This window comes from Rhizobium sp. R693 (assembly GCF_002211315.1).
Lineage (GTDB): Bacteria > Pseudomonadota > Alphaproteobacteria > Rhizobiales > Rhizobiaceae > Rhizobium.
This window is the reverse complement of the sequence record NZ_LOKY01000009.1, coordinates 72,488-92,216: the sequence shown is the minus strand read 5'-3', so window position 1 is coordinate 92,216 and position 19,729 is coordinate 72,488. Positions and strand designations below refer to the sequence as shown.

The following is a 19,729-nucleotide window of genomic DNA, read 5'->3' as shown; positions in this document are numbered from 1 at the left end:
TGGCCTCAGTGCTCGACGGCGTGTGCGGCCTTGCCAACCTCGTGACCGCTGATATCGGCGCCAGCGCTCCGCGAGAAGCGCAGGTTCCAGAAAGTCGCCGTGATCGAGATCGCGGTGACGAAGAGGAAGGCCGCGGAGAAATCGTGAAGCTGCGGCGTCTCGCTGCCGTTGACCGTCATCGATGTGTGCAGTGCCAGCGCGCCGACGCAGATGCCGAGTGACAGCATCAGCTGCTGGAACGTCGTATAGAAGCTAGTGGCCGAGCTCATCCGGTCGCGGTCGATCTCATCGTAAGCCACGGTATTGTAGGCCGTGAACTGGAACGACATGAAGAAGCCGCACATGACGAGGATCGCGAAGATCAGCGCCAGCGGCCAGTCCGGGCGGAAGGCGGCGCAGAGCGCATAGCCGCAGGTGGCGATCACGCCGTTCGCAACAAGGCTGTTGCGAAAGCCGAAACGGCGCAGCACGCGCGGCGCAAAGGCTTTCATCGCCATCGAGCCGAGCGCTGCTGCAGTGACGAGCTGGCCGGCCTTCGCGGCCGAAAGGCCGAAACCGAGCTGAAAGTAGAGCGGCAGCAGGAAGGGTTGCGCGCCTTGCGTGATGCGGGTCAGCGAACCCGCGATGACTGACGTGCCGAAGCTCGGCACCTTCATCAGCGAGAAATCCATGATCGGCGACGGATGGCGGCGAGCGTGCTTGAGATAGGCGGCGCCGAAGAGCAGTCCGACGGCGATCAGGAACAGTGAGAAAGCGCCCTCGCCCGGACGGCTCGAGCTCTCGAAGCCGAACAGCAGGGAGCCGAGCGCAATGCCGGAGAGGATGAAGCCGACTGTGTCGAACCGGCGCTTCGCCTCTCCCTTGAAGTCCTCGATGAAGATCGAGACCAGCGTGAAGCCGATGATGCCGATCGGCACGTTGATGTAGAAAATCCAGCGCCAGTCGAGATAGGTGACGATCAGACCGCCGATCGGTGGCCCGACGATGGGGCCAACCAGGGCCGGTACGAGCAGCCACGACATGGCGTTGACCATGTCCTTGCGGCTGACGCTGCGCAAGAGGACCAGTCGACCGACCGGCAGCATCATCGCCCCGCCAAGACCCTGCAGCAGCCGCGCCAGGACGAGACAGAGGAGATTGGGCGAAAGCGCGCAGAAGATCGAGCCAGCCACGAAGACAGCGATCGCCGAGCGAAAAACGGTGCGCGAGCCGAAGCGATCGGCAATCAAACCGCTGGCCGGAATGAAGATCGCGAGACTGAGAAGATAGGAGGTCAGCGCGATGCTCATCGACGGGGCGCTGACGCCGAAGTCGCGCGCCATGGTCGGCAGCGCCGTTGCCAGAACGGTGGCGTCGAGCTGTTCCATAAACATGGCGCTCGCCACGATCATCGCTATCACGCGGAAATTCGGCTTGGCGCGCGCGATGGTCGCCGCCTGGTAGATCTGATCCGACATCGTCAGGGATCACTCGCAATGGCGTGGCCGACGCGGAAGCGATGGCCGCGGTATGGTATGGCGTGATGCCAAAAGGGGATTAGAGATCTTTGTATACGCCCGCAAATGTGGCGTCGTTATGCTTTTATGGAAAGGCAGCCGTGCCGTCCGGGAATGGCTGGGAATCGTGTCTGCTCAGTTGTCGCGCAGCAGTGCTTCGTAATCCTGTCCGCCGGCGAAAATGTTGGTAATTTTGACCACATGACCTTCGACGACGTAAAGTATCACGATGCTTCTCTCAAAAACCGCCATACGCAGGTTGGTGCCGAGGTCCGGTCTCGCCACGCCGCCCAACGGCGCATCGCCGATACGCTCACAACGGTCGTACAGGCGCTCTATGTAGCGCTCCGCCGTAACGTGATTTTGACTGGCTTCGAGAACATAAGTGAAGATTGAGACGATCGCATCGAGTGCCGCTGGCCGGTATTCAACCTGATAGTGCTCCATTGCTCATCGGTGCTTTGCAAAGAGGGCATCGATGGCCGTTCTCATCTCCTGGCTGCTCAAACTCGGCCTTGGGTCGTCCAATGACGCCCGCACCTGAGCGCGGATCGCCGCGATACGCTCCTTGTGCTCCTCCTCGCGCCGCATCCAGACGCGCATGGCTTCACGCAGCACTTCGCTGGTCGAAGCAAAGGTGCCGGCCTCGACTTCGGCCTTGATCACATTGACCATCTCGGTCGGCAGGGTGATGCTCAACTTTTCCATCGAACGTGCTCCATGCGGAAGTAGGATAAAATCCTACCACCGCTTATCGCTTGCGACAATCGGCGCTGAACCCTACTTATGAAGCATGACCCAGGCCCTGCAAAACACCGCGCGCACCGGCGCCCCCTTCGCCTTCGACAACAGCTATGCACGGTTGCCGCAGCAGTTCTTTACGCGCCAGGCTCCCGCGCAGGCCGCCGAGCCATGGCTGATCAAGCTGAACGAACCGCTTGCCGAAGAACTCGGCCTTGATACCGAGGCACTGAGGCGAGACGGCGCGGCGATCTTTTCGGGCAACCTCGTGCCCGAAGGCGCGGACCCGCTGGCGATGGCCTATGCCGGGCATCAGTTCGGCTCCTTCGTGCCCCTGCTAGGCGACGGGCGGGCGATCCTGCTTGGCGAGGTCGTCGATCACAACGGTCAGCGTCGCGATATCCAGCTGAAGGGCGCGGGCCAGACGGCCTATTCCCGCCGTGGCGATGGACGTGCCGCACTCGGGCCGGTGCTTCGGGAGTATATCGTCAGCGAGGCGATGTATTCGCTCGGCGTCCCGGCGACCCGGGCGCTTGCCGCGGTTTCGACAGGGCAGCCCGTCTATCGCGAAGACATCCTGCCGGGCGCGGTCTTCACCCGCGTCGCCGCGAGCCACATCCGCGTCGGCACGTTCCAGTTCTTTACCGCGCGCGGTGATACGGACAGCGTGCGGGCGCTGGCAGACTATGTGATCGACCGGCACTACCCAGAACTCAAGGACAGGGACAATCCCTACCTTGCGCTCTATGAGGCCGTTTGCGAGCGGCAGGCGGCATTGATCGCCAAGTGGCTTCACATCGGCTTCATCCACGGCGTCATGAACACCGACAACATGACCATTTCGGGCGAGACGATCGATTTCGGCCCCTGCGCCTTCATGGACGCCTATGATCCGCGCACCGTCTTTTCCTCGATCGACCAGGGCGGGCGCTATTCCTATGCCAACCAGCCGGGCATCGGCCAATGGAATTTGGCGCGACTCGGTGAAACCCTGCTGCCGCTTTTTGATGCGGATGCGGAGAAGTCCGTCGAACTCGCCAACACCGTGATCCAGCAATACGGCGAGCGCTTCCAGATCCACTGGCTGCGCGGCATGCGCGAGAAGATTGGTTTGGCGACCGTCGAAGACGGCGATCTGGACCTCATCCAGTCGCTGCTTGCAGTGATGCAGGCGAGCCAGGCCGACTTTACCCTCGCCTTCCGCCGCCTTTGCGACTGTGCCGGCCCTGGAGATGGCGAGGCACTCTTCCTCTCGACCTTCCGTGAGCCGGACGGTGTGCGCGAATGGCTTGCCCGTTGGCGCGATCGCCTCACGCGCGACGAAGGTCGGACCGCAGCCGACCGCAGGATGGCGATGCGCGCGGTCAATCCCGCTTTCATTCCACGCAACCATCGCATCGAGCAGGCGATCAACGCCGCCGTCGAGGATGCGGACTTCTCGATCTTCGAGGCCCTGCTTTCGGTGCTCGCCAAGCCCTACGACGATCAACCCGGCTTTGCGGCATACATGGAGCCGCCGAAACCGGAAGAACGCGTGCTGCAGACCTTCTGCGGCACGTGATCGGGCGAGAACCCTCTCCCTCTGACACCTATGGTCGCAGTTGACGCTCGTTGCGACCGCTCTATCTCGCTGATTTGCAGACTTTTTTCGCGCTCTGATCGCACCCGTCTAACATCAGCGGGAGTCTTCCCAGATGGCAATCGTCATTACCTCCGTTGTTTTCATGCTTTTCGGTCTTGCCCTCGTCGGTGGTGGGCTCTGGCTCATCATACTCGGCGGCAGCTTCTTTTATCTCTTCGCCGGCGCCATGTTCCTGCTGACCGCCATCCTGCTCTTGATGCGCAGGGCAGCCGCGTTGTGGGTCTATGCAGCGCTCATCGCCGTCGCTTTGGTCTGGGCGATCTGGGAAGTCGGCTTCGACTGGTGGCAACTCGGGCCGCGCGGCGGACTGATCATTCTTTTCGGCCTGTGGTTGTTGACGCCCTGGATCCGCCGGCCGCTTGGCTTCGTCAGCCCGACCGGTATTTCCTATGGGGCAACCCCCTGGCCGCTGGCGATACCAGTTGTGATCGCGATCGCGATCGCCGGCTATTCGATGACCACCGATCCGCAACGGATCACGGGCAATCTGTCGACGGCGGCCGTTGCAAGCCCCGCGACCTTCGGCGGTGTCGTGCCCGATGGCGAGTGGCATCAATACGGCCGCACACCCTTCGGCCAGCGCTATTCGCCTCTCGACCAGATCAATGTCAGCAACGTCAAGGATCTCAAGGAGGTCTGGCGCTACCAGACCGGTGATGTGAAGCGACCCGAGGATGTCGGCGAGACGACCTATCAGGTCACACCGCTGAAAGTCGGCGACACGCTGTACCTCTGCACGCCGCACAATTGGGCAATCGCGCTCGACGCCAAGACCGGCAAGGAGAAATGGAAGTACGATTCCAACTCCGGCATGAACCCGAACCGCCAACACCAGACCTGCCGCGGCGTCACCTACTATCGTGACACGGCCGCAGCCCCCGGCTCTGCCTGCGCCGAGCGTGTGTTTCTGCCGACCTCCGACGCGCGCCTGATCGCGCTCGATGCGGCAAATGGCCAGATCTGCACGAGCTTTGCCGAAGATGGCGTGCTGCATCTCGAAAAAGGCATGCAGTACAATCCGGCCGGCTACTACTATTCGACCTCGCCGCCGGTCGCGGTCGCAGGCAAGCTGATCCTCGGCGGCGCCGTCAACGACAACTATTCCACAAAGGAGCAGTCCGGCGTCATCCGCGCATACGACATCAATACCGGTGCGCTCATCTGGAACTGGGATTCAGGCAATCCCGATGTCACCACGCCGCTGGCCGAAGGCCAGACTTACACCACCAACTCTCCGAACAGCTGGTCCGTCTTCAGTGTCGATGACGGTCTCGGCATGGTCTACATCCCGCTTGGCAATCAGGTACCCGACCAGCTCGGCATGAACCGCAGCGCCCATGTCGAGAAATACTCCTCCTCGATCGTCGCGCTCGACATCGCCACCGGACAGGTGAAATGGGTGCAGCAATTCGCGCACCACGACCTGTGGGACATGGACGTCCCCGCCCAACCTGTGCTGTTCGACATGACGAAATCAGACGGAACGCCCGTGCCGGCGCTTGTTGCCCCGACCAAGCAGGGTGACATCTACGTACTCGACCGGCGCACCGGCAAGGCGATCATCCCGTTCAAGGAGATACCCGCCCCAGGCGACGCGATCCCTGAAGACCATACGTCGCCAACCCAGCCGATCTCCGACCTCACCTTCTCGCCGCCGCCGCTGCAGGAGAAGGACATGTGGGGCGTGACGCTGCTCGACCAGCTCGCCTGCCGCATCCAGTTCCACCGCTACAAGTACGAAGGCCGCTATACGCCGCCGTCGCTGGTGGGTTCGATCATCTATCCCGGCAATTTCGGCACCTTCAACTGGGGCAGCGTTGCTGTCGACCCGGAGCGGCAGATCATGTTCGGCATGCCGACCTATCTCGCCTTCACCTCGCGGCTGGTTCCCGCCGCCGATATCCCGCCAAAGGGGCAGGATGAGAAGGGCAGCGAACAGGGCCTCAACCGCAACGATGGCGCGCCCTACGGCGTGTTCATGGGGCCGTTCCTCGGACCACTGAAAATCCCCTGCCAGGCGCCACCATGGGGCTATGTCACAGGTGCGGATCTGCGTACCGGAAAGATTGCCTACAAGCGCAGGAACGGAACCGTCTACGATATGACGCCACTGCCGTTGCCCCTCAAGGTAGGCGTACCGGGCATCGGCGGCCCGATCCTGACAAGGGGCGGCGTTGCCTTCCTCGGGGCCGCCGTCGACAACTTTCTGCGCGCCTATGACATCACCAATGGCGACCAGCTCTGGCAAGCCCGTCTGCCGGCCGGCGGCCAGGCGACGCCTATGACCTATACGACGAGCGACAACAAGCAGTTCGTCGTCATGGTGGCCGGCGGACATGGCTCGATCGGAACCAAACCCGGCGACTATGTGATCGGCTACGCCCTGCCCTGAAGTCTCCCAAACGTGCCGGATGGTCGCCGCCGAAGACGGCCATCCGTGCCCGCAGCCACCAGCTCCGGGCAGGTCTGCTGCACCATTCTCCCCCTCATTGTTTCAGAATTTTCGTGAAGATCGGCAGCAGCATTTCCAGCACCTATGGACTGAGCAGCCTCTTTAGCCAGTCCGGCCAGCGCAACAAGCAACAGACCAGCGATTCCGAGGTCGGCGTTCGCCAAAGCGGGGCGGCACTACAGCCAAGCAGCACGCCAACGTCGATCTCCAACACGATGTGGGCGCTGCAGAGCAGCGGCACGGCGACCATGGATGGCACCGAAGCCCTCAAAAGCGCGTCATGACGCTGTCATCTTTGAGTTCACGGACCTCGCCAACCAGACCCCCGCGGAGCGGATGCGCAGCCAGATCCTCGAGCGGCTCGGGCTGACAGAGGACGATCTGAAGGCGATGCCGCCGAAGGAGCGCGAGGCTATCGAAAAGCAGATCGCGGACGAACTGAAGCGGCAGCTGACCGGTGATGACGGCAAGGACGAGCCGAGCGCCGATACGCTCGTCAGCGCCTGAGACCTCCATAAACTAAATTAGATCGATGCGACGGAGTTTCACGTTTCCGTCGCATCCCTTTGACGGGAAAGCCCTATCCGACCATGTCGGCCACGATCTTGCCGACTTCGGCAAAGACCGGGTTGATCTCGGACACCGGCGCTTTGGCCTGCGTCACGTAAGCCGCGACCAGGATCGCGCCGTGACCAGGCGGCCAGATGACAGCAATATCGGCAGCGCTGCCATTGTTGGCGGTGCCGGTCTTGTCGCCGATCTTCCAGGTATCCGGCAGGCCTGCGCGCAGGCGAGCGCCGCCTGTCGTGTTCGCCACCATCCACTCTATCAGCTTGTCGCGCGACGGTTCCGACAGGGCGGAGCCCTGTGTCAGGTTGCCGAGCGTGTCGACCATCGCATCGGGAGTGGTCGTATCCTGCGGATCGCCGTCCTTGGCTTCGTTGAGCGCCGTCTCCCAGCGGTCGAGCCGCGTCGAACGATCGCCCAGCGTGCGCAACCATTTGGTCAGCTCAGCCGGTCCGCCGAAGCTTTCCAGCAGCAGGTTCCCGGCCGTATTGTCGCTAAGGGTGATCGCCGCCTGGCAGAGTTCACTGAGGCTCATGCCCTCGCCGCCGACGTGCTTTTCCGTTTCCGGCGAGTAGGTGACGAGCTTGTCCTTTTCGTAGACGACGCGCCGCTCGAGAGTCTCCTGCCCCTTGTCGACACGCGCCAGCACCAAGCCGGCGGCTAAGACCTTGAATGTGCTGCAGAGGGGAAAGCGCTCAGTCTCGCGATAGCCGAAAGAAATGTTGGTGTCAGTGTCGATGGCCGACACACCGATGCGACCGCCGATGGCTTTTTCGAGCGCATCCATCCGCCGATTGATTTCATCATCGCTGTCCTCCGACCACGCAACGCGCGGCAGAAGCAAGGCGGGGGAAAGCAGTGCCGAACCGAGAAGGGTTCGGCGGCGGATCGAAAAGCCACTCATGAAAATTCCTCTGCCTGAATCAATGGACACAGGGCTAGAGCCTGATTGTGGCCCGGATGCGTCGCGTCAGGCCGCTGCCGACTGCGTGACCTCGACGGTGACGTGCGAGAGGCCGGTAACGGGTTCGAGCTTCGCCTTGTAGAAAGCCGGGCTTTCCGGCTGCGGCGTCACCAGAGCGACAATCGCGGCGTGATGGCCGGGTCCGACCTGCCAGACGTGAAGATCGGTGATCCGCTCGCCACTCGTTTCCAGCGCCGAACGAATCTCGTCCTGCAGATCCGCTTTGGGCGTTGCGGTCATGATCGGCGCCCAGGAATACGTGGCTATGTTCAAGTGTTTCGGTCTGTACGCTCATCGTACGCTCCTCATGTCGGTTGTCTTAGCGAATATAGGTTCGCAGAACTTCGGATATTTCCTCGACGGCTTCCGCCCGGGCCCTCTCATCGGCGGCACGCAGGACATGCTCGTGCAGATGGTCGTCCAGCACCTCGCCCGTCAGGCCGTTCAGGGCGCCGCGGATCGAGGCAAGCAGCTGTAAAATCTCTCCGCAGGGCCGCTCTACATCCAAGGCGCGCTCGACGGCCTCCAACTGGCCTTTCAGGCGGCTTACGCGGGCCATCAGCTTTTTCTTCTGGTGTGTGGTGCGGGACATGACGTATCCATTTAGTATAGGGGGGTACCCTATATAAATGACCTGATGATGAAATCGGTGGACAGCGGCCGTGTCGACAGACGCCGTGCGCTTCCGGGCGCCAACGCGCAAACCCCATTGACAAACGGCACGTTCTGGATGATCTATCGACGCATGATCAAGAACGCGCACATCACCAGCTCGTATTTTTGGCTGTACCTGTAAGGGGCGGCCGGACAGATCATATTGTCAACAAGCCGCCGTCAGGCGGCTTTGTTGTATCGGCAGCGTCCTGACGGCAGAACACCACACAAGGACGCGAAGACCATGGTTGAAATCGAAGACAGCGAAATCTCATTGATCCGCCCGCCGGTGATCAATATCCGCGCCGCCAAGCCGCGCGATCTCCCTGAACTCAGCGAAATGATCGGCCTGCTCGCCAAGCATCACGGCGATCCATCCGCCTCGAGCCCGGAGCAGCTCGAGCGTGATCTGTTCGGCCCGGTGCCGTGGATCAGCGCGCTGGTTGCCGAGAGCGATGAGGGCCTGATCGGCTACGCCATTCTCGTGCCGCTCTACAGGGCGCAGGACGGCGCGCGCGGCATGGATCTGCATCATCTCTTCGTGCGTGACGGACATCGCGGCCACGGCGTCGGCCAGCATCTCGTCAACCGCGCCCGCGACACGGCTCGCAGCGCCGGCTGCGGCTACCTCTCGGTCAGCGCCGCCACCGGCAACGTGCAGGCCCATCGCTTCTACGAGAATATGGACTTCGTGCCTCGCCCGGTCACCGGCATGCGCTATATGCAAGCTTTGGCATGAGCGGCATTGGCCGCGCCGGACAGCCTGCAAGGAGAAACGAATGACCCGACTTGCAATTGTCCTCACCGATGGATTCGCCGACTGGGAGGTCGCCCAACTGACGGCCTCCGCACGCTCCTATTTCGGCTTCGACGTGGTGATCGCAACGCCGGAGGGAGAGGAAGTGCGCTCGATGGGCGGCATGCGCGTCGCGGCCGATGCCGTCGCGGAAAATCTGCACGCCAATGCATTCGACGGCCTTGTGCTCTGCGGCGGGACGATCTGGGAGACCGAAAAGGCGCCTGATCTGAAATCTGTCATCGACGACTTTATCACGCACGGCAAACTCGTCGCCGGAATCTGCGGCGCGACACTGGCGCTTGCGCGTGCGGGCGCGCTTGATGCCACCGACCATACCAGCAATGCCGCCGATTTCATTGCCAGCGCGCCGGGCTATGCTGGCCACGCGCTTTACAAGGATAGCCCGCAGGCGGTGCGTGTCGGAAAGCTGGTAACGGCGCCAGGATCGGCGCCGATGACCTTTGCCGCGGAAATCTACCGCGCGCTCGGGCACGGGGGCGACGAACTCGACCAGTACGTTCTGATGTTCGGCGCCGAGCATCAGCCGAAAGCGGCCTGAGCCGCGCTGCCGGGGTGTTGGCCCCCTATTGTTTCGGAACCGCCTTCAGGTAGGCTGCGATTGCCTCGAGTTCCGGTTTCGGCAGGTGAGCGAGGTTGCGTTGCACGTCGGCCATCGAGCCGCCGGCCGAATCGAAGTCGGGGGTGAAGCCGGTTTCGAGATAGTTGGCGATATCCTCCTCGCTCCACGACCCGACGGTTTTCGCGCCCGGCGTGATGTTGGGGATCCTGCCCTTGCCTTCCGGATTTGGCGCGCCCGCCAGCCACTTGCCTGCCTCGAAGCCTCCAAGCCGGTCGCGCGGCGTGTGGCATTCGCCGCAGTGGCCGGCGCCTTCGACGAGATACTGGCCGCGCTTGATCCTGTCGTCGACATTGGCAGCGAGCGCAACACGCGGTTCATCGTTGAAATAGAGGAACTTCCAGCCGCCGAGCGCCAGCCGGATGTTGTAAGGGAACGGCAACTCATGCGACGGGGAGACATTGGTGCTTTTTGGCAGCGTCTTCAGAAAGCCGAAGAGATCGTTGACGTCCTTGTCGCTCATCCGGGCATATGAGTTGTAGGGAAACGACGGATAGAGGTGCTGTCCGTTTGGCGCGACGCCACGTTTCATCGCGTTGCCGAACTGGGCCAGCGTCCATGTCCCGATGCCTGCCTTTTCGTCAGGCGAGATATTGGGAACGTGGAAAGTGCCGAAAGGGCTCTTCAGCGCCAGGCCGCCTGAGAGCGTGAGCTTGGCATCCCCCTCCGACCCCGGCGTCGCATGACAGCCCGCACAGCCACCCGTCCAGAAAACCATCTCACCGTTCTTCAGATCGGGTTCGCCAAGATTGGCCCAGTGACTTTCGGGAAGCGCGTTCGGCGCGGTGATGAAATAGACGGCCGCTCCGCCGATGACAACCACGCCCACGAGACAGAGCAAAAACCGGACGAACCTGCGAACCATCTGCCGCTCCTGCTGCCGATAACGTTATTGAAAACATAAAACGATCCGCTCCAGCGGCAAGACTGGCGCGGATCGTTGGGTTGAAATGCCGGGATCGCTATTCCGTCTTTATGCGGTATTTCTCATGACAGCCCCCGCAGTTGCCGCCAAGCGTCTTCAGAGCGCCGCCAACACCGGCCGCGTCAGCGGGAAGCTGAGCGAGAACCTTCTCGGCATCGGCTGAAAGCTTGTCGGCACGTGCCTTGAAGTCCGCGTGGTCTTCCCAGATCTTCGGGCTTGCTGCCTTATCACCCGTTTCGGTGCCAGGCTTGAACTGATCCGGGAAAACCTTTGCGGTTTCCGAGATCGTCGTCAGCGCAACCTTCACCGCCTCTGCGTCATAGGGCTTCTCGCCCTTGGCGATCGCGGTCATCGCCCCTGCCGCGCCACCGACCTTCTTCATCAGCGCAGAACGCGCATCGTGCGTGCCCTCCTCCGCTGCAATGGCAACACCTACCGCCCCCAGACCGGCGATGAGCACTGCCGCGGTTATAGCTCTCACTCTCATGTCTGCACTCCTATTTGATTTGATTCCAAGGTCCTTTAAGCCCGGCTTCGCTGGACGGGCGGCATCATTACAAATTTTTCCTGCTCTAAAAGTAACAAGTGGGTGAGATTTCAGGAAAGACAGACCGTTGGACCGCGTCACGCGCCTTACGCCGGCGCGCGCCAGCCGTGCCATGCGGTAAGGATAGAAACGGCGATGAGGAGCGCTCCGGCAATTCGGCCAACGAGGATTGTCGCCCTCGGATTGGACACCAGCATCGTACGGCTCCGCGCCGCTGTCAGGGCCAGGGTGCCGTAGACAGCGGCCTGAGTCGCCATCGTCATGATACCCATGACGAGGCCCTGCGCCCAAATCGGACCGTAGATCGGCTTCAGAAACTGCGGATAGACCGCGATCATGAACAGATACGCCTTGGGATTCATCAGGCAGGTTGCCGCGCCCTGGCGAAACGCCCTCCAACCCGAACGCAAGCCGCCTGGCCCGACAGCATCGACGGTGATCGAACTGCGGATCAGCGTGTAGCCGATCCAGGCCATGTAAGCCGCGCCGGCGAAGAGCAGGGGATTGAACAGGGTCGGCAGGAGGACGGCGAGTACACCGACTCCGATCGAGCCATAGAGCGAATGCACCGCCCCGCCGGCCATGATACCTGCGGTCGCGGCGATGCCGGTGCGCCTGCCACCGGTCAGCGAATTGGCGAGCACGAACAGCATATCCATGCCCGGCACGATGATGATGCCGAAGAGAAGCGTGAAGTAGAGCCAGAGATTTTCGCTGTAGGTCATGTCAGTTGTCCGCTATCCAATTCAAGGTCGATTTCAAAGACCATGTTGATTTTCAATTCGATAGCGAGAGCTATACGAGGACCCAACTGACAGTGTATTGTCAGGAGCCTAGGCACAAGGAGGCGAAAAATGCGCAAGGCCTCACGACTTTTCGAGATCATCCAGATCCTGCGGGTGGCGAGCAAACCGATGACGGCAGCTCAGATGGCGGAAACGCTCGAGGTGACGGTGCGCTCGATCTATCGCGACATCGCGGCCTTGCAGGCGATGCGCGTCCCGATCGAGGGCGGCCGCGGCATTGGCTACATCATGCGGCCGGGCTTCGACCTACCGCCGCTGATGTTCTCGGTCGAGGAAATGGAGGCAATCGTCTTGTCGCTGGCGCTGCTCGACCGGACCGGCGACGAGGAACTCAAGCGAGCGGCCAAGGGCGTCAATCAGAAGATTGCCGGCTCCGTGCCGGCGCCGCTGCGACAGGCGATGGAGCGAAAAGCGCTTTATGCCTGGGGATCGGTGGCGCAATCCCCCGTCGGGCTCGATCTTGGTTTGGTTCGCCGCGCCATCCGCGACGAACAGAAGCTGATGCTCGACTATCGCGACGAACTCGGCCGCGCGACAGAGCGCAGGATTCAGCCGATTGCGCTCATCTATTACTCGCAGACCGCAAACATTGTCGCCTGGTGCGAGCTACGCCAGGCGATCCGCAATTTCCGCAGCGACCGTGTCGAGTATTGCGAAACGGCCGACGCCTATTTCCGAGGCGACGGCGACCGGCTGCGGCAACTCTGGACGAGCGGATGGACGAACCCGCCGGCTGCCGCAACGGCCTAGATCAGGATTCAGATTGCAGGTCGAACGACCTAAAATCATCCTGATCTGGTGGATCAGAGGTGCATGCCACCGGACACCTCGATGCGCTGACCGTTGACCCAGCGATTATCGTCGGAAAGCAGCGAGGCGATCATCGGGCCGATATCGTCGGGTACGCCGGCACGACCGAGCGCCGTCGCATCGGCGACCATCTTGTTGTGGGTCGGATTGTCCCGCACCATACCGCCGCTGAAGTCGGTGGCGATTGCGCCCGGAGCAACCGTATTGGCCGTGATGCCGCGCGGGCCGAGTTCCTTGGCGAGGTAACGCGTGAAGACCTCGACCGCCCCTTTCATCGACGCATAGGCGGAAATGCCGGGCACTGCGAAACGAGCAAGACCGCTCGAGATGTTGATGATACGCCCGCCATCGGCCATCAGCGGCAGGAGCTTCTGCGTCAGGAAGAAGACGCCCTTCAGGTGCACGTTGACGAGCTCGTCGAAAGCCTCTTCCGTCGTTTCGGCAATCGTTGCGTGATAGCCGCTGCCGGCGTTGTTGACGAGGTAGTCGAATTGAGTCCTTCCAAGACCTTGCAAAGCGTACTTCACCTTGGCCACAAAGGCGTCAAAATCGGCGACCCGACCAGTGTCCAACTGCAGGGCAATGGCCTCGGCGCCGAGCGCCTTGATCTCCGAAGCCGCGGCCTCCGCTTCTGCCCGATTTGCTCGGTAGGTGAAGATGACGGTCACGCCACGACGGGCGAGATTGATCGCCGTGTTACGGCCGAGCCCACGGCTGCCACCGGTGACAATCGCAACCTTGGATGCTGAATTTGCTTGTGTTTCTCTTGGCATGATCTCTTCCTTTTACTGGGAGTTCGTGCCGCTACGGTACGCCTGCCAAGGCCTTTTGTTGAATGCCGGAACTCTCGAATTTCTTGCCTAATCCTCCAAGCGGCTTGCGAACCGCGCGGCGCGGCGCCTATCTTCTGATGCCGCCCAGGAATGCCGAGGAGCCGCTGGTAATGCTCGATACCCTGAAGCAAGCAATCCAGACCTTTATCGACCGAACTGCCGGTGACGCCGACGGACGCTTCGAGACCCCGTTGCCCTCGCTTTCGGTGTCGCGCGTCACCTATCCCGTCATGCCGAACCACATGATCTATCGGCCGACGATCTGCATCGTCGTCCAGGGGGCCAAGGAAATCATGGTCGGCGACCGGGTCCTGGAGTACGGCGAGATGCAGTCGCTGATCGTCACGTTCGAGGTGCCGGCCCTCGGACAGATCACGAAAGCCAGCAAGGAAGAACCCTATATCGGCTTGAACATCGATTTCGACGTGACGATCCTGCGCGACGTGATGGAGGCGATGGAACAGCCGCCTCGCCCGGTCGGCGATGGCGCGGCCGGTGTTTTCGTGCAGAATTTCGATGGCGTGCTTGCCGACTGCGTGCTGAGGCTTGTCCGCCTCGCCGACACGCCGAAAGCAATTCCGGTACTCTATCCCGCCATCATGCGCGAGATCTGCTACTGGCTGCTGACCGGACCGAATGCGGCCGAGGTCAGCAAGCTGGCGCTACCGGGCAGCCATGCCCGACGCATGACCGATGCGATTCATCTGCTGCGCGAGAACTTTGCGGCACCGGTGCGCATCGAGCAGCTTGCGTCCGTCGCGCACATGAGCCCCTCCTCCTTCCATCAGCATTTCAAGCAGATGACGGCGATGACGCCGCTGCAGTATCAGAAGAACATGCGATTGCTGGAAGCGCGCCGACTTATGGTGTCGGACGGCGCCAGCGTTGCTACCGCCGCCTATCAGGTCGGTTATGAAAGCGCTTCACAGTTCAGCCGCGAATATTCGCGCATGTTCGGCACACCGCCGAAGCGCGACACCATGGAGCGAAAAGAGTTGCCGATGGTCACGGCCGCCTGAGCCGATGCCGACAGAGACGAGGCAGCGCACTCGATCTTCCCGTCCTATCCCGCAAACGCCACTATTGTCGGCCCGATGCGGTCATCCCCAGCTTTTCATGGCGTGTCGTCGATACGAAATCCGACCTTCATCACGACCTGATAGTGCGCTACCGCGCCATCCTTGATATGACCTCGGATTTGATCCACTTCGAACCATTCGAGATTTCGCATCGTCTTCGAGGCTCGCGCGACGGCGGTCTCGATCGCCTCGGTGACTGACTCCTTCGAACTCCCAATGAGTTCCACCTTCTTATAAACGTGATCGCTCATCCCATCCTCCTCCTATTTGGTGCAGGCTGTGGTTCTCTGTTTCACCCGTCCTGAAACCGAGCCTACTTGACCCCGATACCAGCGGAATTTCAACACTAAAGCCGACAACGATACAAACCGAACGGTACAAGCTGCGCCCTGCCTCGCCGCGTGGGCTTGCGCTGGTTGCAATTGGCGCTCCCACGCCTACTTTCTGTCCTGGTCACCTCCCTCGGAGTGGCAGAGATGACCGGGAGCAGATCATGTGCCGAAATATAAAACCCCTCTTCAATTTCGATCCGCCAGCGACGGACGAGGAGATCCACGATGCCGCGCTGCAGTTCGTGCGCAAGGTGAGCGGAACGACCAAACCGTCGAAGCGCAATGAGGTCGCGTTCGAGCGCGCGGTCGGTTCGATCGCAGCATGCGCGCGCGAACTGCTCGATTCGCTGGAAACTTCTCAACCCCCTCGCGATCGTGAGGAGGTAGCGGCAAAGGCGCGCGCGAGAACGGCGGCCCGGTTCGCGTAAGAGAGACCGTCACGCAGGAAAACGAGCGTCGTGTTCAGAACCCGTTATCCAAAGGGAGGATGCCTTGCCTAGATCATCATTGTTTTTGTCACTAGCGCTGGCTGTTGGCCTGTCCGTCACATCAATATCCGTGCCGACGGAAGCAAGCGCACAGACCCATATTTCCATCAGTGTTGGTACCAATCTCAACAGAGGCAGAGGGATTAGCTGTAGTCAGGGAGAGAGGCTGCTCCGTAACCGCGGCTTTAGGGACGTCAGGCGGATCGACTGCCGCGGTCGTTTCTTCATCTATCGTGCATGGAGGGGCGGCAGCCGGTTCGAGATTGCCATACGGCAGCGCGATGGCCGCGTTGTGGATATGCGCCGCATCGGTGGAAGGCGATAGTGCCAAGACGCTGAAACCGACGATCTGTACACGCGCTTGCCCGATCTGGCGCAAAACCTACCGTCACGGTTGGTGGGACCTGCGACCGAATTTGGTGATCTTCGCCACAGCTGCTTCCGGAATCCGCCGCTCTTCACTCGTCGTCCTCTCGCTTGGGGATGTCGAGTTCGATCATGACAGGAGCGTGGTCGCTCGTGTGTTCCCAGCTTCTCGGCTTCCTGCGCACGCTCGCCGACTTCAGCCATGGGGCGACCGTCGGGCTGAGCAGGAAGTGATCGATCCGAAGACCGGCATCGCGCTCGAACGAGTTTCGCCAATACTTCCAGAAGGTATAGATGCGCTCGTTGGGATGCAGATGCCTCACGGCGTCGGTCCAGCCCTGTGCAACGAGGTCAGCATAGGCCTTGCGGACTTCCGGCCGAAAGAGGGCGTCATCCAGCCAACGCTCCGGCTTATAGACATCGATTTCCGTCGGCATCACGTTGAAGTCGCCAACCAGTAGCGCAGGAATGTCGAGGTCATGCAGTTCGGCGGCATATACGTTGAGCCGTCGGAACCAGCGAAGCTTGTAATCGAACTTCGGTCCAGGCGCGGGATTTCCGTTGGGAAGATAGAGGCAGCCTATCAGGATGCCGTCGACGGCTGCCTCGATATAGCGGCTATGCTTGTCATCTGGTTCGCAGGGAAGACCGCGCCGTGTCAGGATAGGCATTGAGCCCCTGGAGAGGATCGCGACGCCATTCCAGCTCTTCTGTCCATGCCAGATCGCGCCGTAGCCGGCCCGCTCCAATGCGCTGCGTGGAAACCGGGCATCCTCCGTTTTCAGTTCCTGTAGGCAGACGACGTCGGGCTTGTCCTCCTTCAGCCAGCGAAGGAGGATTTCCAGGCGTCCGTTCACGCCGTTGACGTTGTAGGTCGCGATCTTCAAGAGCCGAAGCACGCTTCGATGAGTTTCGATCGGAGGGAAATAGAAAGCCAGGCGGGCAAAATCCAGAGTCCGGAGCGACCGCTCTGGAATGACGTGGCGACGGGGTCGGCATCATGGCCAACAGCCGCGCCGCCAAGGCTGGATATTCCCCACGCGCGAAACCCCATTCGGTGATACGGTGGCGAGCCGAACGTCTCTGATGCAAACGGGAAAAGTGGGAGAAGTCAGATGCCGACAATGTTCATAAGGCATGAGGTTTCGGACTACGCTGCCTGGCGCAAGGTCTACAACGCGTTCGCGCCGGTGCAGAAGGCAAACGGGGTTATCGCCGAGGCGGTCTATCAAGCCGCCGACAATCCCAACGACGTGACCGTCACCCACGATTTCGCTACGGTCGAGGCAGCCCAGGCCTTCGGCAAGCTGGAGGAGTTGAGGGCGGCGATGCGCACGGGAGGCGTGCTGGGCGCGCCGACGGTGTGGCTCACCAACAAGGCGTGAAACGACGGCATCGTTTTCGGCAGGGCTGAGACACGGGCAGCGCCCGGCGCAAGGAGCGTCGGGTAGCACACCCTGCATGGGATTGCTCGGCTATGTCTTAATTAATAGCCCGCCTTGCCGCGGGCGGTACAATCACGCATCGGTCGGTATTAGTCCTTGGCAACGGCCGCTTGGGAGTCACGTGATTCTGCCTGTGCGGAGCAATGACAGATAGCCGATCTATCCGACACGATTTGTTTTGCGGGCGACATCGGTGTCGTTTTCGAGGCGCTGTCCAGCTGGCGTCATGCACACAAGGTCGATCCCAACAGTCTCGATACGTCCCGGGCGGCCTCGATGCTCTTTGAGCTTTTCCAGAATGGCTACGACACCAAGGACAGGCTCTTGGCGGCGATGGATCGCGCCGATGCTGCCCGGCAGGGCGAGCAGCTGTCGGCGACGCCTTGAGCTCCGCCCCTATGTGTCCTACCGAAGCGTCAGTGTCCGGCTGTCCTCGCGTCCGAAACCACGGACGTCGATGCGGTCGGCGCGGATCTCGACAATCGCGAATGTGTTCTCGGCCTCGGTATCGACCATGCCCTTGAAATTGAGGAAATGGCATCCCTCGATCGTGCCGAAATTGCCCGCGTGGTTGTGGCCGCTGAAATAAGCCGCGACGTGGTCGTGCGCCGTCAGCAGCGCGATCATGCGCTCGCGGTCCCAGCTGTCGTGCTCGTTAGGCGGATAGACCGGGTAGTGGTTCATGACGATGACGCCCTCGCCGGCAGCGCCAGCCTCCTTGATCTGGTCGGAAAGCCAGGCGAATTGTTCGTCGCTCGGCATGGCGTTCCAGTCCTGCGCGTTGATGGCGCCGGCAGCCCTCAGCTCGGCGAGCCGGCGAGCGGCGATTTCCCGATAGGGATGGCCCTCCGGTGGAGCGAAAGTGCTAACCTCGTTGCCATTGAGAACAATGAACCGCCAGCCCTGCCTGACGCAGCTGTAGCAGGGTGACGCCAGGCCGACACGGCCGGCGACATCGGCCAACCGGTCGGCTGCGACGGAAAAATCGTGATTGCCGAGCAGGAAGAAGTTCTCGTGCTTCAGGCTGTCGTAGAGCGGCAGGATATCGTCGAAGCTGTCGAAATCGCGGTCGATGATATCGCCGAGCGTGATGACGAAGCTCAAATCCTCGCCGTTGAAGACCTCGATCGCCTCCGAAAGCTTTGCGAGGCTTTTGGCATAATGGCGATCCATCCCGGCATGCGGCTCTCGCGCCGCGTATTGCGGATCTGCGACGACGCCGAAGCGGAGAATGGGAGGATTGGAAAAGGATGTCATGGCAATGCTTTAGGCGCGCGGCATGACAAGCTTGTGACGTTCATCGAAACGAAAACACCCGGCGTTTCGAGGCGCCGGGTGCCAACATCTTGTTTTGCGAACCGCTTACTTCGCAGCGGCTTCGTAGCGCTCCAGGACGTAGTCCCAGTTGATCAGGCTGTCGACGAAGGCTTCGAGGTACTTCGGCCGAGCGTTGCGGTAGTCGATGTAGTAGGAGTGTTCCCACACGTCGACGCCGAGGATCGGGGTTGCACCGTGCACGAGCGGGTTTTCGCCGTTCGGGGTCTTGGAGATTTCAAGCTTGCCGTTCTTGACGGAAACCCATGCCCAGCCGGAGCCGAACTGCGTCGTGCCGGCGGCGATGAAATCAGCCTTGAACTTGTCGTAGCCGCCGAGGTCGGAATTGATGGCAGCTTCGAGCTTGCTCGGCAGCTTGTTGCCGCCGCCGCCCTTCTTCATCCACTTCCAGAAGTGGACGTGGTTGTAGTGCTGGGCCGCATTGTTGAAGAGGCCGGCATTGGTGCCGAACGACTTCTTCACAACGTCTTCGAGGGAGAGATCGGAAAGACCTGCCTCTGCAGCGAGCTTGTTGCCGTTGTCGACGTAAGCCTTGTGGTGCTTGTCGTGATGGAATTCCAGGGTTTCCTTCGACATGAAGGGCTGAAGCGCCTCGTAGTCATAAGGAAGTTCGGGCAATTCGAAAGCCATTGTGGGTCTCCTCTTGGCAATAGTTTGCGTGATCGGCAGGTGAGGCGGAACATAGGAGCGCAAGCATGGAGAGGCAACCGGCGAATTATCAAAAAAGACGGGCCGAGAGGAAAATTTGCCTTCGCCAAACACTTGGCTTTGGAGCCCTGAATCGCCGATCATGGGCGCGTTTCATAACAGA

General features: G+C 61.2%; 23 protein-coding genes and 1 pseudogene. 10 read left to right on the top strand and 14 right to left on the bottom strand.

Annotated elements, in window-relative coordinates; translation table 11 throughout:
• Positions 1–5: 5 nt before the first annotated feature.
• The 3 genes from ATY79_RS10305 to ATY79_RS10295 form a co-directional block, all read right to left on the bottom strand.
• On the bottom strand, positions 6–1,457 hold the full coding sequence (locus ATY79_RS10305; RefSeq protein ID WP_088703778.1) for a DHA2 family efflux MFS transporter permease subunit: 1,452 nt from the start codon (positions 1,455–1,457) through the stop codon (positions 6–8).
• A 174-nt stretch (positions 1,458–1,631) separates the two neighbouring features.
• A complete protein-coding gene (locus ATY79_RS10300; RefSeq protein WP_088703777.1) occupies positions 1,632–1,943 on the bottom strand; it encodes a type II toxin-antitoxin system RelE/ParE family toxin in 312 nt (103 codons plus the stop codon).
• 3 nt (positions 1,944–1,946) lie between these two features.
• The gene (locus tag ATY79_RS10295) at positions 1,947–2,204 is read right to left on the bottom strand and encodes a type II toxin-antitoxin system ParD family antitoxin (RefSeq protein WP_088703776.1); all 258 of its coding nucleotides are present in this window, start codon (positions 2,202–2,204) and stop codon (positions 1,947–1,949) included.
• Positions 2,205–2,289: 85 nt separating this feature from the next.
• Between ATY79_RS10295 and ATY79_RS10290 the strand changes: the two genes are divergently transcribed.
• From ATY79_RS10290 to ATY79_RS31410, 4 genes are all read left to right on the top strand, one after another.
• Positions 2,290–3,798 carry a protein adenylyltransferase SelO gene (locus ATY79_RS10290; protein ID WP_088703775.1) on the top strand — a complete coding sequence of 503 codons (1,509 nt, stop codon included), beginning with the start codon at positions 2,290–2,292 and terminating at the stop codon, positions 3,796–3,798.
• Between the two features lie 133 nt (positions 3,799–3,931).
• A complete protein-coding gene (locus tag ATY79_RS10285; RefSeq protein ID WP_088703774.1) occupies positions 3,932–6,271 on the top strand; it encodes a glucose/quinate/shikimate family membrane-bound PQQ-dependent dehydrogenase in 2,340 nt (779 codons plus the stop codon).
• 113 nt (positions 6,272–6,384) lie between these two features.
• Positions 6,385–6,615: a hypothetical protein gene (locus ATY79_RS31415; RefSeq protein ID WP_245312349.1), complete on the top strand. Its 231-nt coding sequence runs from the start codon at positions 6,385–6,387 to the stop codon at positions 6,613–6,615.
• Positions 6,584–6,838, top strand: a complete 255-nt coding sequence (locus ATY79_RS31410; protein WP_245312348.1) for a hypothetical protein — start codon at positions 6,584–6,586, stop codon at positions 6,836–6,838. The genes ATY79_RS31415 and ATY79_RS31410 overlap by 32 nt, the downstream gene beginning before the upstream one ends.
• A 73-nt stretch (positions 6,839–6,911) precedes the next feature.
• Here the strand turns inward: ATY79_RS31410 and bla are convergent, their stop codons facing one another.
• The 3 genes and pseudogenes from bla to dmeR all read right to left on the bottom strand — a co-directional run bounded on the left by bla (position 6,912) and on the right by dmeR (position 8,454).
• A complete protein-coding gene (gene bla, locus ATY79_RS10275; protein WP_088703773.1) occupies positions 6,912–7,802 on the bottom strand; it encodes a class A beta-lactamase in 891 nt (296 codons plus the stop codon).
• Positions 7,803–7,868: 66 nt separating this feature from the next.
• A pseudogene (locus ATY79_RS10270) lies at positions 7,869–8,087 on the bottom strand (cation transporter); the annotation flags it as partial.
• A 94-nt stretch (positions 8,088–8,181) separates the two neighbouring features.
• On the bottom strand, positions 8,182–8,454 hold the full coding sequence (dmeR, locus tag ATY79_RS10265) for a Ni(II)/Co(II)-sensing transcriptional repressor DmeR (protein ID WP_088703772.1): 273 nt from the start codon (positions 8,452–8,454) through the stop codon (positions 8,182–8,184).
• Positions 8,455–8,760: 306 nt separating this feature from the next.
• Between dmeR and ATY79_RS10260 the strand changes: the two genes are divergently transcribed.
• Positions 8,761–9,255 carry a GNAT family N-acetyltransferase gene (locus ATY79_RS10260; protein WP_088703771.1) on the top strand — a complete coding sequence of 165 codons (495 nt, stop codon included), beginning with the start codon at positions 8,761–8,763 and terminating at the stop codon, positions 9,253–9,255.
• 40 nt (positions 9,256–9,295) lie between these two features.
• Positions 9,296–9,874: a type 1 glutamine amidotransferase family protein gene (locus ATY79_RS10255; protein WP_088703770.1), complete on the top strand. Its 579-nt coding sequence runs from the start codon at positions 9,296–9,298 to the stop codon at positions 9,872–9,874.
• Between the two features lie 25 nt (positions 9,875–9,899).
• Here ATY79_RS10255 and ATY79_RS10250 read toward each other — a convergent pair whose 3' ends face one another.
• The 3 genes from ATY79_RS10250 to ATY79_RS10240 form a co-directional block, all read right to left on the bottom strand.
• On the bottom strand, positions 9,900–10,817 hold the full coding sequence (locus ATY79_RS10250; RefSeq protein WP_088703769.1) for a cytochrome c: 918 nt from the start codon (positions 10,815–10,817) through the stop codon (positions 9,900–9,902).
• Between the two features lie 97 nt (positions 10,818–10,914).
• A complete protein-coding gene (locus tag ATY79_RS10245) occupies positions 10,915–11,364 on the bottom strand; it encodes a cytochrome c (RefSeq protein WP_088692309.1) in 450 nt (149 codons plus the stop codon).
• A gap of 146 nt (positions 11,365–11,510) precedes the next feature.
• Positions 11,511–12,149 carry a LysE family translocator gene (locus ATY79_RS10240; protein WP_088703768.1) on the bottom strand — a complete coding sequence of 213 codons (639 nt, stop codon included), beginning with the start codon at positions 12,147–12,149 and terminating at the stop codon, positions 11,511–11,513.
• Positions 12,150–12,278: 129 nt separating this feature from the next.
• Here ATY79_RS10240 and ATY79_RS10235 point away from each other — a divergent pair, with 129 nt between their 5' ends.
• Positions 12,279–12,980 (top strand): YafY family protein, encoded by a 702-nt coding sequence (locus ATY79_RS10235; RefSeq protein ID WP_088703767.1) that lies wholly within the window; start codon positions 12,279–12,281, stop codon positions 12,978–12,980.
• A gap of 53 nt (positions 12,981–13,033) precedes the next feature.
• Here ATY79_RS10235 and ATY79_RS10230 read toward each other — a convergent pair whose 3' ends face one another.
• Entirely contained in the window at positions 13,034–13,813 is a 780-nt protein-coding gene (locus ATY79_RS10230; protein ID WP_088703766.1) for an SDR family oxidoreductase, read from the bottom strand.
• Between the two features lie 170 nt (positions 13,814–13,983).
• On the opposite strand from ATY79_RS10230, the gene ATY79_RS10225 reads away from it, so the two are divergent.
• Positions 13,984–14,892, top strand: a complete 909-nt coding sequence (locus ATY79_RS10225; RefSeq protein ID WP_088703808.1) for an AraC family transcriptional regulator — start codon at positions 13,984–13,986, stop codon at positions 14,890–14,892.
• A gap of 95 nt (positions 14,893–14,987) precedes the next feature.
• Here the strand turns inward: ATY79_RS10225 and ATY79_RS10220 are convergent, their stop codons facing one another.
• Entirely contained in the window at positions 14,988–15,203 is a 216-nt protein-coding gene (locus ATY79_RS10220) for a dodecin (protein WP_088692305.1), read from the bottom strand.
• 242 nt (positions 15,204–15,445) lie between these two features.
• On the opposite strand from ATY79_RS10220, the gene ATY79_RS10215 reads away from it, so the two are divergent.
• Complete coding sequence (locus ATY79_RS10215; RefSeq protein WP_088692304.1) at positions 15,446–15,712, top strand: DUF2277 domain-containing protein; 267 nt, start codon at positions 15,446–15,448, stop codon at positions 15,710–15,712.
• A gap of 518 nt (positions 15,713–16,230) precedes the next feature.
• Here the strand turns inward: ATY79_RS10215 and xth are convergent.
• Positions 16,231–17,025 (bottom strand): exodeoxyribonuclease III, encoded by a 795-nt coding sequence (xth, locus tag ATY79_RS10205; RefSeq protein WP_088703807.1) that lies wholly within the window; start codon positions 17,023–17,025, stop codon positions 16,231–16,233.
• Positions 17,026–17,253: 228 nt separating this feature from the next.
• Here xth and ATY79_RS10200 point away from each other — a divergent pair, with 228 nt between their 5' ends.
• Positions 17,254–17,523 carry a cyclase gene (locus ATY79_RS10200; RefSeq protein WP_088692302.1) on the top strand — a complete coding sequence of 90 codons (270 nt, stop codon included), beginning with the start codon at positions 17,254–17,256 and terminating at the stop codon, positions 17,521–17,523.
• Between the two features lie 465 nt (positions 17,524–17,988).
• Here ATY79_RS10200 and ATY79_RS10190 read toward each other — a convergent pair whose 3' ends face one another.
• Both ATY79_RS10190 and ATY79_RS10185 read right to left on the bottom strand, forming a co-directional pair.
• Positions 17,989–18,840, bottom strand: coding sequence for a metallophosphoesterase (locus ATY79_RS10190; protein ID WP_088703763.1), 852 nt, complete (start codon positions 18,838–18,840; stop codon positions 17,989–17,991).
• A 105-nt stretch (positions 18,841–18,945) separates the two neighbouring features.
• Positions 18,946–19,548, bottom strand: a complete 603-nt coding sequence (locus ATY79_RS10185; protein ID WP_018116360.1) for a superoxide dismutase — start codon at positions 19,546–19,548, stop codon at positions 18,946–18,948.
• Between the last annotated feature and the right edge of the window lie 181 nt (positions 19,549–19,729).

Excerpts from the sequence above, each read along its gene's own strand:
- ATY79_RS10285 (WP_088703774.1), top strand. The coding sequence starts at position 3,932 with ATGGCAATCGTCATTACCTCCGTTGTTTTCATGCTTTTCGGTCTTGCC.
- ATY79_RS10305 (WP_088703778.1), bottom strand. The coding sequence starts at position 1,457 with ATGTCGGATCAGATCTACCAGGCGGCGACCATCGCGCGCGCCAAGCCG.
- ATY79_RS10245 (WP_088692309.1), bottom strand. The coding sequence starts at position 11,364 with ATGAGAGTGAGAGCTATAACCGCGGCAGTGCTCATCGCCGGTCTGGGG.
- ATY79_RS10225 (WP_088703808.1), top strand. The coding sequence starts at position 13,984 with ATGCTCGATACCCTGAAGCAAGCAATCCAGACCTTTATCGACCGAACT.
- ATY79_RS31410 (WP_245312348.1), top strand. The coding sequence starts at position 6,584 with ATGGCACCGAAGCCCTCAAAAGCGCGTCATGACGCTGTCATCTTTGAG.
- dmeR (WP_088703772.1), bottom strand. The coding sequence starts at position 8,454 with ATGTCCCGCACCACACACCAGAAGAAAAAGCTGATGGCCCGCGTAAGC.
- ATY79_RS10235 (WP_088703767.1), top strand. The coding sequence starts at position 12,279 with ATGCGCAAGGCCTCACGACTTTTCGAGATCATCCAGATCCTGCGGGTG.
- ATY79_RS10215 (WP_088692304.1), top strand. The coding sequence starts at position 15,446 with ATGTGCCGAAATATAAAACCCCTCTTCAATTTCGATCCGCCAGCGACG.
- ATY79_RS10185 (WP_018116360.1), bottom strand. The coding sequence starts at position 19,548 with ATGGCTTTCGAATTGCCCGAACTTCCTTATGACTACGAGGCGCTTCAG.
- ATY79_RS10300 (WP_088703777.1), bottom strand. The coding sequence starts at position 1,943 with ATGGAGCACTATCAGGTTGAATACCGGCCAGCGGCACTCGATGCGATC.
- ATY79_RS10240 (WP_088703768.1), bottom strand. The coding sequence starts at position 12,149 with ATGACCTACAGCGAAAATCTCTGGCTCTACTTCACGCTTCTCTTCGGC.
- ATY79_RS10290 (WP_088703775.1), top strand. The coding sequence starts at position 2,290 with ATGACCCAGGCCCTGCAAAACACCGCGCGCACCGGCGCCCCCTTCGCC.
- ATY79_RS10255 (WP_088703770.1), top strand. The coding sequence starts at position 9,296 with ATGACCCGACTTGCAATTGTCCTCACCGATGGATTCGCCGACTGGGAG.
- ATY79_RS10200 (WP_088692302.1), top strand. The coding sequence starts at position 17,254 with ATGCCGACAATGTTCATAAGGCATGAGGTTTCGGACTACGCTGCCTGG.
- bla (WP_088703773.1), bottom strand. The coding sequence starts at position 7,802 with ATGAGTGGCTTTTCGATCCGCCGCCGAACCCTTCTCGGTTCGGCACTG.
- ATY79_RS10260 (WP_088703771.1), top strand. The coding sequence starts at position 8,761 with ATGGTTGAAATCGAAGACAGCGAAATCTCATTGATCCGCCCGCCGGTG.
- ATY79_RS10230 (WP_088703766.1), bottom strand. The coding sequence starts at position 13,813 with ATGCCAAGAGAAACACAAGCAAATTCAGCATCCAAGGTTGCGATTGTC.
- ATY79_RS10220 (WP_088692305.1), bottom strand. The coding sequence starts at position 15,203 with ATGAGCGATCACGTTTATAAGAAGGTGGAACTCATTGGGAGTTCGAAG.
- ATY79_RS10295 (WP_088703776.1), bottom strand. The coding sequence starts at position 2,204 with ATGGAAAAGTTGAGCATCACCCTGCCGACCGAGATGGTCAATGTGATC.
- ATY79_RS10190 (WP_088703763.1), bottom strand. The coding sequence starts at position 18,840 with ATGACATCCTTTTCCAATCCTCCCATTCTCCGCTTCGGCGTCGTCGCA.
- ATY79_RS10250 (WP_088703769.1), bottom strand. The coding sequence starts at position 10,817 with ATGGTTCGCAGGTTCGTCCGGTTTTTGCTCTGTCTCGTGGGCGTGGTT.